Origin of the sequence: Leeuwenhoekiella sp. A2 (assembly GCF_047946655.1) — a bacterium.
GTDB lineage: Bacteria > Bacteroidota > Bacteroidia > Flavobacteriales > Flavobacteriaceae > Leeuwenhoekiella.
The window spans coordinates 1,877,496-1,893,084 of record NZ_CP172311.1 but is presented as its reverse complement, the minus strand read 5'-3'; the positions used below and the strand labels follow the sequence as shown (position 1 = coordinate 1,893,084).

The 15,589-nt window shown below is 40.4% G+C and carries 12 protein-coding genes and 1 pseudogene; 12 read left to right on the top strand and 1 reads right to left on the bottom strand.

Annotation, left to right across the window (positions count from 1 at the left end; all coding sequences use genetic code 11):
- The first annotated feature begins 14 nt into the window (after positions 1 to 14).
- The 7 genes and pseudogenes from ACH3PA_RS08500 (at position 15) to ACH3PA_RS08470 (ending at position 7,694) form a co-directional block, all read left to right on the top strand.
- Entirely contained in the window at positions 15 to 1,379 is a 1,365-nt protein-coding gene (locus ACH3PA_RS08500; protein ID WP_416448510.1) for a glucoamylase family protein, read from the top strand.
- 201 nt (positions 1,380 to 1,580) lie between these two features.
- The gene (locus ACH3PA_RS08495) at positions 1,581 to 2,975 is read left to right on the top strand and encodes a glucoamylase family protein (protein ID WP_416448509.1); all 1,395 of its coding nucleotides are present in this window, start codon (positions 1,581 to 1,583) and stop codon (positions 2,973 to 2,975) included.
- Between the two features lie 11 nt (positions 2,976 to 2,986).
- On the top strand, positions 2,987 to 3,784 hold the full coding sequence (locus tag ACH3PA_RS08490; RefSeq protein ID WP_416448508.1) for an alpha/beta hydrolase-fold protein: 798 nt from the start codon (positions 2,987 to 2,989) through the stop codon (positions 3,782 to 3,784).
- A complete protein-coding gene (gene bglX / locus ACH3PA_RS08485; protein ID WP_416448507.1) occupies positions 3,777 to 6,044 on the top strand; it encodes a beta-glucosidase BglX in 2,268 nt (755 codons plus the stop codon). The genes ACH3PA_RS08490 and bglX overlap by 8 nt, the downstream gene beginning before the upstream one ends.
- An 8-nt stretch (positions 6,045 to 6,052) precedes the next feature.
- Positions 6,053 to 6,949 (top strand): alpha/beta hydrolase, encoded by an 897-nt coding sequence (locus ACH3PA_RS08480; protein WP_416448506.1) that lies wholly within the window; start codon positions 6,053 to 6,055, stop codon positions 6,947 to 6,949.
- Between the two features lie 113 nt (positions 6,950 to 7,062).
- On the top strand, positions 7,063 to 7,365 hold the full coding sequence (locus tag ACH3PA_RS08475; protein WP_416448505.1) for a nucleotidyltransferase family protein: 303 nt from the start codon (positions 7,063 to 7,065) through the stop codon (positions 7,363 to 7,365).
- A 74-nt stretch (positions 7,366 to 7,439) separates the two neighbouring features.
- A pseudogene (locus ACH3PA_RS08470) lies at positions 7,440 to 7,694 on the top strand (DUF86 domain-containing protein).
- Positions 7,695 to 7,784: 90 nt separating this feature from the next.
- Here ACH3PA_RS08470 and ACH3PA_RS08465 read toward each other — a convergent pair.
- Positions 7,785 to 8,612 (bottom strand): DUF6252 family protein, encoded by an 828-nt coding sequence (locus ACH3PA_RS08465; RefSeq protein ID WP_416448504.1) that lies wholly within the window; start codon positions 8,610 to 8,612, stop codon positions 7,785 to 7,787.
- Between the two features lie 128 nt (positions 8,613 to 8,740).
- Here ACH3PA_RS08465 and ACH3PA_RS08460 point away from each other — a divergent pair, with 128 nt between their 5' ends.
- The 5 genes from ACH3PA_RS08460 (at position 8,741) to ACH3PA_RS08440 (ending at position 15,415) form a co-directional block, all read left to right on the top strand.
- Positions 8,741 to 9,283, top strand: coding sequence for a 30S ribosomal protein S16 (locus ACH3PA_RS08460; protein WP_416445219.1), 543 nt, complete (start codon positions 8,741 to 8,743; stop codon positions 9,281 to 9,283).
- An 11-nt stretch (positions 9,284 to 9,294) separates the two neighbouring features.
- Positions 9,295 to 9,819 (top strand): ribosome maturation factor RimM, encoded by a 525-nt coding sequence (rimM, locus tag ACH3PA_RS08455; RefSeq protein WP_416445221.1) that lies wholly within the window; start codon positions 9,295 to 9,297, stop codon positions 9,817 to 9,819.
- Positions 9,820 to 10,203: 384 nt separating this feature from the next.
- Positions 10,204 to 12,723 carry a glycoside hydrolase family 9 protein gene (locus ACH3PA_RS08450; RefSeq protein WP_416448503.1) on the top strand — a complete coding sequence of 840 codons (2,520 nt, stop codon included), beginning with the start codon at positions 10,204 to 10,206 and terminating at the stop codon, positions 12,721 to 12,723.
- Positions 12,724 to 13,266: 543 nt separating this feature from the next.
- Positions 13,267 to 14,148: a YDG/SRA domain-containing protein gene (locus tag ACH3PA_RS08445; protein WP_416445225.1), complete on the top strand. Its 882-nt coding sequence runs from the start codon at positions 13,267 to 13,269 to the stop codon at positions 14,146 to 14,148.
- Between the two features lie 10 nt (positions 14,149 to 14,158).
- Positions 14,159 to 15,415 (top strand): amidohydrolase family protein, encoded by a 1,257-nt coding sequence (locus ACH3PA_RS08440; RefSeq protein ID WP_416445227.1) that lies wholly within the window; start codon positions 14,159 to 14,161, stop codon positions 15,413 to 15,415.
- Positions 15,416 to 15,589: the final 174 nt, after the last annotated feature.

Below are 15,589 nucleotides of genomic sequence, written 5' to 3'. Positions count from 1 at the left end.
AGCAAAATAAAACTATGCGTATAACAGCAATTGTACTGGCCTTATTAATCATAAGCTGTCAGGATCATAAAAAAAACACCCCTCAAGACCAGGAAACAGCAATAGCCGATGTAAAATCGGCTACTGTTTCTGACGAAGCTCTGCTCGATAGCGTAGAGCGACAGACCTTTAATTATTTCTGGGACGGGGCTAATAAAAATTCAGGTCTTGCCGCAGAGCGTATTCATCTGGATAACATTTACCCATCTAACGATGAAAATGTTGTAACAACAGGCGGCTCAGGTTTTGGGCTTATGGCTATTTTAGCCGGTGTAAAACGAGGTTTTATTACCCGTGAGCAAGCTTTTCAGCGCTATCAAAAAGCAATTTCCTTTCTTGAAAAAGCAGACCGTTTTCATGGTGCATGGCCCCACTGGATGCATGGTGATACTGGTAAAGTGCAGCCTTTTGGTCAAAAAGATGATGGCGGCGATCTTGTAGAAACCGCTTTTCTTATGCAAGGTCTGCTTACAGTTAAAGAATATTTTAAAGATGGAAACGAGCAGGAAAAAGAACTCGCTGCACGCATACAGAAAATGTGGGAAGAAGTAGAATGGGACTGGTATACACACGGCAAAGACGTTTTATATTGGCACTGGTCTCCTAATTACGCCTGGGAAATGAACTTCCCCGTAGGTGGTTATAACGAGTGTCTCGTTATGTATGTTTTAGCAGCAGCTTCTCCTACTCACCCAATAACCAAAGAGGTTTATGAAAAAGGCTGGGCAAGAAATGGCGCTATAGCAAAAGACACTACTTATTATGGCTTGCAAACAGTTCTCGATCATTTTGAACATGATGATGCTCCGGTAGGTCCACTTTTCTGGGCGCATTATTCCTACTTAGGATTAAATCCAAAAGGACTAAAAGATCAATATGCAGATTACTGGAAACTGAATCAAAACCATGCGCTGATCCAGTATAAATATGCGGTTGACAACCCTGAAAATCATGAAGGTTATGGTGAAAACCTCTGGGGCTTAACCTCTAGCTATTCTGTAGATGGTTATGCAGGTCACAGACCTGGTAACGATCTGGGTGTGATTTCGCCAACGGCCGCCCTTTCTTCAATGCCTTATACGCCTAAAGAAAGCATGCAGTTTCTTAAATATCTGTATACAAAACAAGACACATTGATAGGAAAATATGGTCCTTACGATGCTTTTAGTCTCGAAAAAAAATGGGTTTTACCCAGATATCTGGCGATAGATCAGGGACCAATTCCTGTAATGATAGAAAATTACAGAAGCGGAATGCTGTGGGATCTGTTCATGGAAAATAAAGATGTTCAATCAGGTCTCAAAAAGCTAGGTTTTACAAGCCCTTATTTGGACAATTAAGTAGAGTTTGAAGATTGTAGTCATGCTGAACTTGTTTCAGCATCTCATCTTATAATCAAGAACCTAGGGGCAAGCCTACGAGGTATGAACCAGCATTATTTTCCTAGTCGAGGCAAGCCTCAGGGAATTAAACCCTCTGGAGGGATTAAAACAACTAGAATGTGACCCTGAACTAAAATCAGGGTGACGATAACCTCAAGAATGAGCAACATAAAACTGAACATATTATTTCTGATATTTATACTGGTTTCTTGTTCTAAAGATTCTTCAGAACCTGACCCTGTGGTTGTGGAAACACCAACTGAAAATCCACAGCCGGAAGCACCAGAAGAAGAAGAAACTATTTCTGACGAAGAGTTGCTTAATCTGACGCAAGAGGAAACCTTTAAATATTTCTGGGATTATGCACAGGAAGATTCCGGCTGTGCACGAGAGCGCTATTTGCCCGGCAATCCTTCTACAGATGCAAATGTTGTCACAACTGGTGGTACAGGTTTCGGACTCATGGCAATTATCGTAGGAATAGAAAGACATTTTATTTCACGTGCTGAAGGAGTCGCAAGACTTCAAAAAATGATCTCATTCTTAGAAAGTGCAGACCGTTTTCATGGTGCATGGCCACATTGGATTGATGGCAGAACCGGAAATGTTTTTCCCTTTAGCGCACAAGATAATGGTGGTGATCTGGTAGAAACCGCTTTTCTTGCTCAGGGACTTATTTGTGTTTCCTCATATCTAAAAACCGGTTCTGACAGCGAAATTGCGCTGGCAAATCTTTCAGATAAGTTGGTTTCTGAAATAGAATGGAACTGGTATACGCAGAATCAAAATACGCTGTATTGGCACTGGAGTCCAGATTATAATTTCGACATGAACCTTCAGTTAAAAGGTTACAATGAAACTTTGTTGACCTACATTATTGCTGCTTCTTCGGCCGATTTTGGCATAGAAAAAGCCGTTTTTGATGCCGGCTGGGCAGATAATGGCAACATTGTTTCTTCAAATTCAGCTTATGGATTTCCGCTTTTGGTAAAACATCAGGGAGCCGAACAATATGGCGGGCCATTATTCTGGGCGCATTACTCCTACCTCGGTTTAAATCCACATAACCTCAGCGATCAATATGCAGATTACTGGCAGGTGAACGTGAACCACAGCATGATCAATTACACCTACTGCGTAGAAAATCCGCTTGGTTTTACAGGTTATGGCGAGAACCTCTGGGGTTTAACCGCAAGCTACAGCCGCAACGATGATGGCAGTTTAGGCTATTCTGCACACCGCCCGGGCAATGACCGCGGAGTAATTTCGCCCACGGCAGCTATTAGTTCGTTGCCATACACTCCCGAAGAATCTTTAAAAGCGCTGCATACTTTTTACGAAAACAAAGATATTTTATTAGGTCCCGCCGGCTTTTACGATGCATACAGTCCGCAGTATAACTGGGTGGCAGAAGCATATTTAGCGATAGATCAAGGACCTGAAATTATAATGATCGAGAATTATCGATCTGGTTTGATTTGGAATTTATTTATGCAGAATGAAAACGTACAAAACGGACTCGACAAACTGGGTTTCACTTATGAAACACCCTAACTATTAAAGAGATGAGAAATAGAATTTTACTTGCTTTCTGTATTCTTTTTGCCTGGGTTATCAACGCTCAGGACAAAAGTGATTTTATTAAGGAAACATTCATTTCGCAAAGCGATACTTTAAATTACCGCATTCTTTATCCTGAAAATTTTTCAGAAACTGAAAGTTACCCGTTGCTTTTGTTTTTACACGGCGCAGGCGAAAGAGGTTCTGATAATGAAAGTCAACTAACGCACGGAAGCTCGCAGTTTTTAGATTCGCTTAAGCGAAAAAAGTTTCCGGCGGTTGTAATTTTTCCACAATGCCCAAAAGACGATTACTGGGCAAATGTTGATGTAGATCGCTCTACAAAACCTCTAACGATCACTTTTAAAACAGACTCAGAACCCACAAAAGCCCTCCATTTAGTTGAAAAACTGCTTGATTCTATCAAAAATCAGCCTTTTATAGCCAAAAACCGGCTGTATGTGGGCGGATTATCAATGGGCGGAATGGGAACTTACGAGATGCTTTACCGCAATCCCGATACTTTTGCAGCCGCCTTTGCAATTTGCGGTGCAGCAGAGCCTGAAACGGTAAAAGCCTATGCTAATAATACGCCGCTGTGGGTTTTTCACGGCGCGCAGGATGATGTTGTAAATCCGCAATATTCTGTCAATATCGTAAATGCTTTGCTTAAAGCGGGAGCGCATCCTCGTTTCAATTTATACGACACCGCAAATCATAACAGCTGGGATTCAGCTTTCGCTGAACCTGATTTTCTTTCCTGGCTTTTTTCACATTCAAAAACCATCACATCAAATGAATAAATATTTCCTCATAACATTTCTGTCTTTAAGTTTAACCGCTTTCGCTCAACAGCAACATCGCATCCCGCGGGTTGAAGAGCTTTTAGCGAAAATGACTCTGGATGAAAAAATTGGCCAACTTAATCTTGTAACTCCGGGTGGAGGTGTAGCTACCGGAGCAGTTGTAAGCGACAATGTGGAGGCAAAAATTAAAGCCGGAGAAGTGGGCGGGATGTTTGGTGTGGCAGGCCCCGATAAAATTAAAGTCGCACAAGATTTTGCCGTTAATGAAACCAGACTAAAAATACCACTCTTCTTTGGTTCTGATATTATTCATGGTTACAAAACTATTTTTCCTATTCCGTTAGGGCTTTCCAGCAGCTGGGATATGGATTTGATCAAGAGAACAGCGCAGATCGCCGCGGTAGAAGCAACAGCAGACGGTATAAACTGGAACTTCTCGCCCATGGTAGATATTGCCCGCGACCCACGCTGGGGCAGAATCGCAGAAGGTGCGGGGGAAGATCCTTTCCTAGGTTCTGCAATTGCAAAAGCGATGGTTACTGGTTATCAGGGAGCAGATTTTACAACAGATACAACGATGATCGCCTGTGTAAAACATTTTGCCCTTTACGGTGCTGTAGAAGCAGGCCGTGATTACAACACCACAGATATGAGCCGGGTGCGCATGTTTAATGAGTATCTGCCGCCATACAAAGCCGCGATAGATGCAGGCGTTGCAAGTGTTATGAGTTCGTTTAACGATGTAGACGGCGTTCCTGCTTCCGGAAATAAGTGGTTATTAACCGATTTATTGCGAAAAAGATGGGGTTTTGATGGTTTTGTAGTTTCAGATTATACTTCTGTAAATGAAATGACAGCTCACGGTCTGGGTGACCTGCAAGCAGTTTCCGCTTTAGCGCTAAATGCCGGACTAGATATGGATATGGTAGGCGAAGGTTTTCTTACTACACTTAAAAAATCTGTAGAAGAAGGTAAGGTGACTGAAGAAGCTATAACAGAGGCCTGCCGCCGCATTCTTGAAGCCAAATACAAACTGGGCCTTTTTGATGATCCTTATAAATATATAGACGCCAAGAGACCAGAGCAGGATATCTTAACACCAGAACACAGAGCGGTTGCCAGAAAAGCAGCAGCACATTCTTTCGTTTTATTAAAAAATGACAACAACACGCTTCCGTTAAGTAAAACAGCAAAAATTGCACTTATAGGCCCCTTAGCAGATAACAAAAATAATATGTTAGGCACGTGGGCTCCTACCGGCGACCCTCAATTGTCTGTCCCTATTCTTGAAGGTTTAAAAAATGTGGCTCCTAATGCCGAGATCATCTATTCTAAAGGAGCAAACATTACTAATGATTCCGCTCTTGCGAAAAAAATCAACGTTTTTGGTATGCGTGCAGATATTGACAAACGCTCGCCAGAAGAAATGCTTAAAGAAGCGCTAAAAACTGCATCTAACGCAGATATTATAGTTGCAGTTGTGGGCGAAGCTACAGAAATGAGCGGCGAAGCAGCAAGCAGAACAGATATTACAATACCAGAAAGCCAGAAAGTATTAATACGCGAATTAGTAAAGACAGGAAAACCTGTTGTACTCGTTCTAATGAGCGGCAGACCTCTGGTTATAGAAGAAGAATTTAGCCTGCCGGTAAGCATTTTACAGGTATGGCACCCGGGTGTAGAAGCAGGTAATGCCGTAGCAGATGTTTTATTTGGTGAATATAATCCTTCGGGAAAGCTGACTGCGACGTGGCCTAGAAATGTGGGGCAGATCCCCATATATCACAGTGTCAAGAACACGGGCCGGCCTGCACCTACTCCGGCGTTTGAGAAGTTTAAATCTAACTATCTCGACGTGCCTAACTCACCACTTTTACCTTTTGGTTTTGGGTTAAGCTACACTACTTTTGAATATTCTGATCTTAAAATCGACAAAAAGGAAATCGCTCAGGGCGAAAGCGTCACCGTCAACGTCACAGTAAAAAACACCGGTGATTATGATGGTGAGGAAGTGGTTCAATTGTATCTACACGATGTCGTAAGAAGTATAACGCCACCATTGCGCCAGCTTAAAGGCTTTAAAAAAGTGTTTATAAAGAAGGGAGAAAGTAAAACAGTGACATTAACTTTAAGTCCAGATGATCTCAAATTTTATGATAGTTCGCTGGATTTTGTGGCAGAACCAGGCGATTTTGAGTTGTTTGCAGGAGGTAATTCTAACGCAGAATTAAAAACAGATTTCCATTTAAATCCTTAAATTTAAACATGATAAAACGCCAGCTTACCTTACTGTTCTTCTTTATTTCCTTATCAGTTTTTTCTCAGGAATTATACAAAGGTCAGGTCTATGATGAGATCACAAAATCTGTTCATACCTATTCTGACACCCTAAAACTTGATTTTTATACGGCTAAAGAAGCCGTTGAAAACAAAGATCGCCCTTTGCTGATTTTAGTTCATGGCGGCGGATTTACAGGAGGAAAACGCGATAATCCCCTCGAGTCTGAATTCTGTAAGACAATGGCAACAAAAGGTTACGCGGTAGCATCAATTAGTTACTCGCTTACGCGAAAAGGAACAGCAACAGGTTTTGGCTGTAATTGCCCTGCAGATGAAAAAATCTCTACTTTTAAAGAAACAACTTCAGATATTTTAAAGGCGATAGATTACTTGAAAATAGCAGGTGATTTTAATTTTGCTCATGATAAAATAGTTTTAGTAGGAAGCAGCGCAGGAGCAGAAGGTGTTTTAAACACAGCTTATCTGGCAAACTATCCCGGTTTTAAAGATCTGCCCATGATGTCTATAGCAGCCGTAGTTTCATTTTCTGGAGCTGTTATGGATGCTCGCTATATCACACCACAAAATGCTGTGCCCGCTTTTTTAGTTCACGGTGAGAAAGACAAATTAGTCCCTTATGCCACCGCAGCACATCATTATTGTGATCCAACTGATTCAGGATATCTTTTTCTTGATGGCTCCAGCACAATTATAAAAAAGCTTAAAGATCTTAATGCCTCTTATTATTTCTTGTCAGATCCAGAAGGTACACACGATTGGGCCGGTCTGGGTTTTAGATACACAGATGCTATCGCCGGTTTTATCTTTGATGTTGTCGTAAATGGCGGGAAAGTTCAGTTTAGTGAAGAAGTTTCTCAATAGTTGCTTTCGCGAAAGCTTGAAAAATTGGTTGGAATAACCCAAGGGTATAAATGTTGCTAATGCCAAAATCACAGGGATAAGTTCTCATACTGAAAAAAGGTTATTTTTGAGATATGAAAATAAGCGACAAAAATATCACTCTAATTAAAAAACTTTGTGAGCAATACAACGTTCGCTCGTTTTCTGCATTTGGTTCTGTAACCAGAGAAGACTTCAATAATTACTCTGACATTGATTTTGTAGTTGATTTTAACGAAAATGATCCTTTTAAATACACAGATTTATATTTTCAGTTAAAAGAAAAATTAGAAAAGCTTCTCAAACGCCAGATTGATCTTATAGAAGAAAGAGCAATAAAAAATCAATTTTTTAGAAAAGAACTTAATGAAACCAAAGTATTGATTTATGGACAATAAGATCAATGCCTGGCTGGAAGATATAGAGCGTTCAATAAACGAAATTTTTGAATTTCTCCCTGTAAAAAGATTTTCTGGAGTATCAAAAAGATTTAAAAACCAAAAAAGCGGTCGAGCGCAATATTGAAATTATTAGAGAGGCGATTAACCGCATTTCAAAACATAAAGATTCTAATATTCAGATTAGGAATGCATAAAAAATAATTGGGACAAGAAACAGAATAGCTCACGAATACGATAATATATCAGATGAAGTCGTTTGGACAATAATAGTAAGGGAACTTCCTATCCTGAAAATCGAAATAAACGAACTAAGAAATAAGCAGTAACTAAAACTGCGTATAGCAAGTAGCATGAAGTATATTAAACCACTTCATATTTCTTGCAGAGTAGACTAAGTGTGAAACTAAAAATCGCATCTAGTTCTTATAATTAAACCCAAAAACACCTTCGGTCACTTCTACATTACCTTTATTCATTGCCGAAAATGAAAATGTGCCACCTACAGAACCTTCATCTACATTATGCGAAGTTATCTCTAATTGACCGGTCTGAATAAAAGAGGGAGAACCATTTGACATATAAGATGCACGATAGAGCTCCTGGGTGTTCGCATCGGCTAGTGCATAAATACCTTTCTCAATATCTTCTGGAAAAATGAGTTTGATAACAATACTAGATGTGCTTCCGTAACCAGAGATATCATTATTTACGACTGTTGCCCCTACTGCCTGAGTTTTAAACTCTACGGTGTTTATTTTACAGTTAAACTGAGTGGAAACCACAGGATCTGCCGGCTCATATGTTATCGCATTTGTTATAGGAACCTGATAAAAAACTCCTTTTGTAAAAACAACTTCTGTAGAATCTGTATATGAATTTGCCCTAAATCTAAAACTACCTGTAAAAGTACTGTCTGCAATACGACTCACCACAATCTCGCCCTCACCACCTTCTAGCGTACTAAACCATTTACCATCTGCATTATAATATTCTGCACTGCTGTTCTCATCATCACCTACTAAAAATGTTCCTTCTGAATAATTACTTACATTTAAAATAAGCACCTCATTGTCTTTATTTCCCATTAATTGCACCCTGTTTTGATCTTTCAATTCTGCGTGGCTTACCTTTGCCCTATAAAGAACAGAGTCACGCACTCCCTGCATTGCCGGGGAATTGATCTCGACATCATCAGAGCACGCAACACTCATTAACACAAATAACAGGAGGAGGATTTTTTTCATAAGGGAGTGTTAAAATGCTAAAATACAGTTTACCCTGATAAAAACTACTTAACACCCAGAAATTTATATTATCTTTGCGCCCTCAAATAAATTATAACCGGGGTCGGGAACCCCAAAAATTAATTTTTATGCCTGTAAAGATAAGATTACAAAGACACGGTAAAAAAGGTAAGCCTTTTTACTGGGTAGTAGCGGCTGATACCCGTTCTAAAAGAGATGGTAAATTTCTAGAAAAACTAGGTACTTACAATCCTAATTCTAATCCTGCTATTATCGATCTAGATGTAGATGCAGCTGTAGATTGGTTACAAAAAGGTGCTCAACCTACAGAAACAGCTAAAAGATTACTTTCTTACAAAGGTGCATTACTTAAAAATCACCTTGCTGGTGGTGTGCGTAAAGGTGCCCTTACTGAAGAGCAAATGGAAGAAAAATTCAATGCTTGGTTAGAAGAAAAATCTGGAAAAGTAGATTCTAAAAAAGAAAATCTTTCTAAAGCTCAGGAAAAAGCAAAAGCTGAAGCTCTTGCTGCTGAAAAGGCAGTAAACGACGCTCGTATAGCTGCTGCACAACCTGAAGAAGCTCCTGCTGAAGACGCATCTGTTGAAGAACCAGCTGCTGAAACTGAAGAAGCTCCTGCTGCAGAAGAAGAGAAAAAAGACGAAGCTTAATTTAAATCACGATGCGCAAAGAAGATTGTTTCTATCTGGGCAAAATCGTGAGAAAATTTAGCTTTAAGGGCGAGTTACTGGCTAAGCTGGAAACTGACGAACCCGAAGAGTACGAAGAAATGGAATCAGTGTTTGTCAATTTTAATGACAATCTGGTTCCATTTTTTATTGAATCCTGCCAACTGCACAAATCAACTCTACTGCGTATTAACTTTGAAGATGTAGATACAGAAGAAGACGCCGATGACCTTATTGGGGCAGAGCTTTACCTTCCGCTTGACATGTTGCCTAAACTAAGCGGCAATCAATTTTACTACCATCAGATCACGGGTTACACTGTAAAAGATGTGAATTATGGTACGGTAGGCACTATTAAAAGCGTAAATGATAATACGGCACAGGCGCTTTTCGTTATAGAGAATAAAGATAAAGAAGTGCTAATTCCCATCAATGATGAGTTTATAGAAGAAGTAAATCATGACAAAAAACTCATTCTCCTCAATACGCCGGAAGGTCTTATAGATATTTATCTGTAGTCCCTACGACCAGCCAATTCTGATTAACTTATTGCTTCCTAAAATAGCTCTTATAGTTATAAAATCAGGTTCAACACCTGGTTAAAACTGCTGTTCACAATCACAAAAATAATATCCGAAAGATTTCGCGAAAGAGTGAAGATAACAGATTGATAAAAATCTAAAAGATTTTCTCAAATGAAATTCACAAAATAATTTACAGCTTACGCAAACGTTATATTAAGATTTTTTGTAAGTTTAGCAGTAGTGTTATGCTATTAATATCCTGCACGATATAAATAGCCAGTTAAACCATCATCGTATGAAAACAGGTTTGATATTGCATCGTGAGATGCCGGTATTTCACCTGTTTTTTTATGCTGCCAACTAAACCCATGTACCGTTATGATTAGAACCTTTACTCCACTTGTCTTCCCTTCTTTTCTTGTGCGAAAACTAAAATCGGCCTTATTTTACTTGATTTTTGCCATTTTTGGGCAGCTTTTGCACGCACAGCAGACAGATCTTACACTTAACGCGGGTGAGTATTTTGAAACTCCCGGCGTTAATGTTATGGCTTTTAGCAATTGGTACAACGGTCTTTTTAGCGATTCTAAAATTAGCGGTATCGAGGTAATTCATCATGGTGTGCGCACCGTTACTAATGGTGATGTGCGCCTTAATGCCACCCCGGCACAATGGGACCCAATTCCCACTTTTGTAGACAGAAAAGTAGATAAAGCTAATAACCGCATAGACACTTACGAGAAATATCCCGATTATAATTTTGAATATATGATTCGCGCTGAGGCGAAAGGCGATGCTGTTGTTTTAAGTGTGCATTTTGATAAACCGCTCCCAGCAGCTTTAGCTGGTAAGGCAGGCTTCAACCTGGAGTTCATTCCGTCATCGTATTGGGACAAATCTTACTATATGGATGATACAGCAGGAACATTTCCGCTTTATCCTAGCAGCGATATGGTAAAAGATGAAACCGGATTTTTAGCTCCAAAACCTTTCGCCATAGGGCATAAACTGGTAGCTGCTCCCGGTGATCCTAAAAATATGATAACCGTAACTTCAGCAGATGCAGAAATACTTTTACATGACGGTCGCGATGTGGCGCAAAACGGGTGGTTTGTTCTCCGCAGTTTACTGCCAGAAGGTAAAACCGGAAAAGTATTAGAATGGGAACTGAAACCTAACGCCATCCCAAACTGGATACGAAAACCGGTAATCGCACACTCGCAAGTGGGTTATCACCCCGCGCAGCAAAAAGTAGCGGTTATAGAACTTGATAAAAATGATACTTCGCAGGAAAAGGCAACTCTTTATATGCTTTCAAAATCGGGTGAAAAAGTCGAAAAACTAGCGCTACAGCCTAAAAAATGGGGACAATACACACGTTATAATTACTTAGAATTTGACTTTTCAAGTGTAAAAGAAGAAGGGATTTATGAGCTGAGCTACGGCGATGTCACCACCGCTCCTTTTCGCATAGCGAAAGATGTATATGAGAAAGCCTGGTATCCTACAAATGATGTCTACTTCCCGGTACAGATGGACCACATGTTTGTAAATGAAGCGTATCGTGTATGGCACGGCACTTCGCATATGGATGATGCTTTGCAGGCGCCTGTAGATCATGAGCATTTTGATCTGTACGCACAAGGCCCTACAACTGATACTCCTTACCAACCGGGCGAAAATATTCCCGGTCTCAATGTAGGCGGCTGGTACGATGCAGGTGATTTTGATATTAGGACACAAACACAGTATTACGTCGTCACAAATCTTGTGCACGCCTATGAAGATTTTAACCCGCAGCGCGATGAGACCACAGTAGATTATCCTTCTAAATATGTAGACATTCACAGTCCTGATGGCAAGCCAGACTTGTTACAGCAGATCGAGCACGGCACACTGGCATTAATTGCACAACATCGCGCCGTGGGTCATGCGATTCCCGGGATTATCGTTCCTGATATTTCGCAATACACACATTTAGGCGACGGACTCACAATGACAGATAACCTGATTTACAATAAAGATATGGGCGAACTGGAAGCCGATGGTTTCCGCAGCGGCAAATTTGATGATCGCTGGGCGTTTACCAGTAAATCAACGCCGCTCAATTATGGTTCTATCGCTGCACTTGCTGCCGCCAGCCGGGTTTTAAAAGGCTACAATGATGAGCTGGCAAAAGAGTGCCTGGATACAGCGGTTAAAGTCTGGGCAGATGAACATGCAAAAGAGCCAGATCTTTTTCACCATGGTAATACTACCGGCGGTTCTCTGGAAGATGAAGAACTAAAAGCAGCGGTAGAATTATTACGAACTACAAAAGATAAAAAATATGCTACCCGCTTAAGCGAAATGTGGCCTGTTATAGATAAGAATTTTGCTGCTCATGCCGGGCAGGCCGTAGAAGCTATGCCATACATGCCTACAGATTTTAAGCAGAAATTAGAAGCCCGCACAAAAATCTACCAGAAAGAGCTTGATGCTCATTATAAAGAAAATCCATTTGGTGTACCTATAGGTCGAGGTGGCTGGGCTGGTAATGGGCAGGTGATTGGTTTTGCAATGACAAATTACGTGCTGCATAAAGCTTTCCCTCAGCTTATTGATAAGGAATATGTTTTTAAAGGTTTAAATTATATCTACGGTACACACCCAGATTCTGATATTTCTTTTGTTTCTGCCGTGGGTACAAAATCTAAGAAAGTTGGTTATGGTAATAACCGCGCAGATTTCTCTTATATCGCAGGCGGCATTGTTCCAGGCGTCCTGATTTTAGCACCAGATTTCCCGGAAAACAAGGAAGATTGGCCGTTTTTATGGGGCGAAAATGAATATGTGATCAGCGTAGGTTCCAGTTATATTTATCTGGTAAATGCAGTTCAGGATTTACTGAAGGAGTAGATTTTCTTTAGAGAAATAGAATGCGAACTTAAACAATACCGCAAGGGTCAATTCGAGCGCAATCGAGAATCTTCATATTGAGTGAATCTTGCCTGCGCTCGATTGGGGTTCTTTGATTTTACACAAATTTTATGTAACAAACCCTAAGCCTCACACACCTATATTTTGAGCAAATACGCTTAAAATATGGACGGTAGTTTAGGACATTTTAAAGCAACCTTAGCGAGACGAAAAGAACGTTAGGAAAAAAATCGCTCAAGATTTGATGATGGTAAAAACTCATCTGCAAAAAGTTTTAAAACCGAATACGATATTCCAAAAGCTTCTGAAAAAGAGCTGGAAAAAGTAAAACTCACTTTCAAAGTAAAAAGAGAAAGCAAGCTTATTAAAGAAATGATTATTTTAGGTGTTGTTATTATAGCTGGTGTTGTGTTTGCCGTTTGGTTTGCATAATTAGTTTCTTTGTTTACCTTTCTCTTCTTGTTCCCTGAAACTATATAATGTAATTTTCTGACTTATTACAAGCAATTAGCTTCTAAGTAAATGGCAGAACGTGTTTTTGGTGAAATTGATGGATTTCCAGAGGGGTCAGTCTTTACGACCAGATTAGACCTTTCTTTTAGCAAAGTTCACAGACCATTACAAGCCGGTATTAGTGGTAGTCAAAACGAAGGTGCTGACTCTATAGTTGTATCAGGAGGCTATGTAGATGATGAGGATTATGGCGACGTAATAATTTACACAGGTCATGGTGGCAGAGATATTAGCAGTGGGAAACAAGTTGCTGACCAAGTGTTGGTCAGGGGAAATAAAGCCTTAGCTCTTAATTGTCTATCCGGATTACCGGTTAGAGTAATTAGAGGAAGACATACTTCATCAATATTTGCCCCAGATGAAGGCTACAGGTATGATGGTCTTTTTCAAGTTGAAGAATATTGGAAAGAAATAGGAACGAATGGTTTTAATATTTGGAGATTTCGGTTAAGAAAAATATCGCCAGAAATAAAACTACAAAGTCAAATTCTACAAGAAGATCCTGAAGAATATAAATCAACAAAAAGGATTGAAACAAATATTCAAAGGATTGTAAGAGATACCAAACTGAGTAAGGAGATAAAAAATCTTTATCAAAATTCTTGTCAAATTTGCAACATCACATTAGAAACTAGCTCAGGTCCATACTCAGAAGCTGCCCATATAAAACCTTTAGGCGTTCCCCACAATGGACCCGACTCCTTAAGTAACTTACTTTGCTTGTGTCCAAATCACCATGTTATGTTCGACTTTGGTGGTTTTTCTATTTTAGAAAATTTTGAATTAGTTGGTATAGCTGGAGAACTTACGGTAAATTCCAAGCACAAAATCAATCCAGAATTTCTTAAATACCATTTTGACCATTTTTATGATGAAAAAAATAGGTTCTAATACGAAACCGATGAGATTAATTTACACCTTCCTCCTTCTCCTTTTCTCCTGTACAATCTTTGGTCAAAATATCATGCTTTCGGCAGATCGCCTTTTTGATGGTACAGCAATGCATAACAATTATGCGGTGCTCGTAAAAGACAATATGATAACTGAAGTCGGCCCCACAAAAAACCTGCAAAGCAAAGCAGATTCTATTATCAACTTTGGCGACAGCACGCTTATGCCGGGAATGATAGAAGGACATTCGCATGTTTTGCTCTATCCTTACGATCAAACCGACTGGAATGATCAGGTGCTTAAAGAATCCCGCAGCCTGCGCGCGATACGAGGCGCAAAAATGGCCGAAAAGAATCTTATGGCCGGTTTTACCACCATTCGTGATCTGGGCACAGAGGGTGCTGCTTATGCAGATGCCGCTATAAAACAAAGTATTGAGCTGGGTATAAATCCGGGTCCGCGTATGTTGATTGCCGGGCGTGCGATCGTGGCTTCGGGAAGTTACGGTCCTAAAGGCTACAATCCCGATATGGATGTTATTTTAGGCGCACAACCCGCAGACGGTGATGATGTGATACGCGTTACCCGGGAGCAGATAGGCCACGGCGCAGATGTGGTAAAAGTATATGCAGATTACCGCTGGGGACCTAACAAAACTGCCATGCCAACCTTTTCTGTTGACGAACTTACAATGATCGTAGAGACCGCAAAAAGCAGTGGTCGCGATGTGGCTGCTCATTCTTCTACCGCAGAAGGTATGCGCCGTGCGACGCTGGCCGGCGTGCGCACGATAGAGCACGGCACAGATGCTACAGACGAAGTGCTGCAATTAATGAAAGAACACAATGTTGCCCTTTGCCCCACGCTGGCTGCGACTTATGCCATAACAACCTACAAAGGCTGGAATGACAAAACACAACCCGAACCTGAGCCCATTTTAAAATCACGCGAATTCTTTAAAAAAGTGCTCAAAAGCGGGGTGAAAGTGGTTGCCGGTGGTGATGTGGGTGTTTTCGCTCATGGCGAAAATGCACGCGAACTTGTTCTCATGTCTCAATACGGAATGCCAAATCTCGATGTCTTAAAAAGCGTGACCAGCGGTAATGCCGAAGTTTTTAGGCTTAATGATCTGGGCCAACTAAAAGCAGGTTTTCTGGCAGACATTATCGCGGTAAAAGGAAATCCCGAAACCGAAATCAAAGATTTGTTCAACGTTGATTTTGTGATGAAAGATGGCGTTATTTATAAAAGTGAAAATTCAAATTGAATCTAATCTCGTTCTTCATGCTGAACTGTCACACTGAGCTTGTCGAAGTGCTGTTTCAGCATCGCCTCTTAATCTGCTGATTAGCGAGTATCTTGTGAGACCCTGAATCAAGTTCAGGGTGACGCAGACTCAGATATTTTACGGAAATTCGAATAAAATAATTTATGTTTTGAC

What these genes read in the sequence shown, in the direction of transcription:
- ACH3PA_RS08500 (WP_416448510.1), top strand. Translation starts at nt 15, where the DNA reads ATGCGTATAACAGCAATTGTACTGGCCTTATTAATCATAAGCTGTCAG.
- ACH3PA_RS08495 (WP_416448509.1), top strand. Translation starts at nt 1,581, where the DNA reads ATGAGCAACATAAAACTGAACATATTATTTCTGATATTTATACTGGTT.
- ACH3PA_RS08490 (WP_416448508.1), top strand. Translation starts at nt 2,987, where the DNA reads ATGAGAAATAGAATTTTACTTGCTTTCTGTATTCTTTTTGCCTGGGTT.
- bglX (WP_416448507.1), top strand. Translation starts at nt 3,777, where the DNA reads ATGAATAAATATTTCCTCATAACATTTCTGTCTTTAAGTTTAACCGCT.
- ACH3PA_RS08480 (WP_416448506.1), top strand. Translation starts at nt 6,053, where the DNA reads ATGATAAAACGCCAGCTTACCTTACTGTTCTTCTTTATTTCCTTATCA.
- ACH3PA_RS08475 (WP_416448505.1), top strand. Translation starts at nt 7,063, where the DNA reads ATGAAAATAAGCGACAAAAATATCACTCTAATTAAAAAACTTTGTGAG.
- ACH3PA_RS08465 (WP_416448504.1), bottom strand. Translation starts at nt 8,612, where the DNA reads ATGAAAAAAATCCTCCTCCTGTTATTTGTGTTAATGAGTGTTGCGTGC.
- ACH3PA_RS08460 (WP_416445219.1), top strand. Translation starts at nt 8,741, where the DNA reads ATGCCTGTAAAGATAAGATTACAAAGACACGGTAAAAAAGGTAAGCCT.
- rimM (WP_416445221.1), top strand. Translation starts at nt 9,295, where the DNA reads ATGCGCAAAGAAGATTGTTTCTATCTGGGCAAAATCGTGAGAAAATTT.
- ACH3PA_RS08450 (WP_416448503.1), top strand. Translation starts at nt 10,204, where the DNA reads ATGATTAGAACCTTTACTCCACTTGTCTTCCCTTCTTTTCTTGTGCGA.
- ACH3PA_RS08445 (WP_416445225.1), top strand. Translation starts at nt 13,267, where the DNA reads ATGGCAGAACGTGTTTTTGGTGAAATTGATGGATTTCCAGAGGGGTCA.
- ACH3PA_RS08440 (WP_416445227.1), top strand. Translation starts at nt 14,159, where the DNA reads ATGAGATTAATTTACACCTTCCTCCTTCTCCTTTTCTCCTGTACAATC.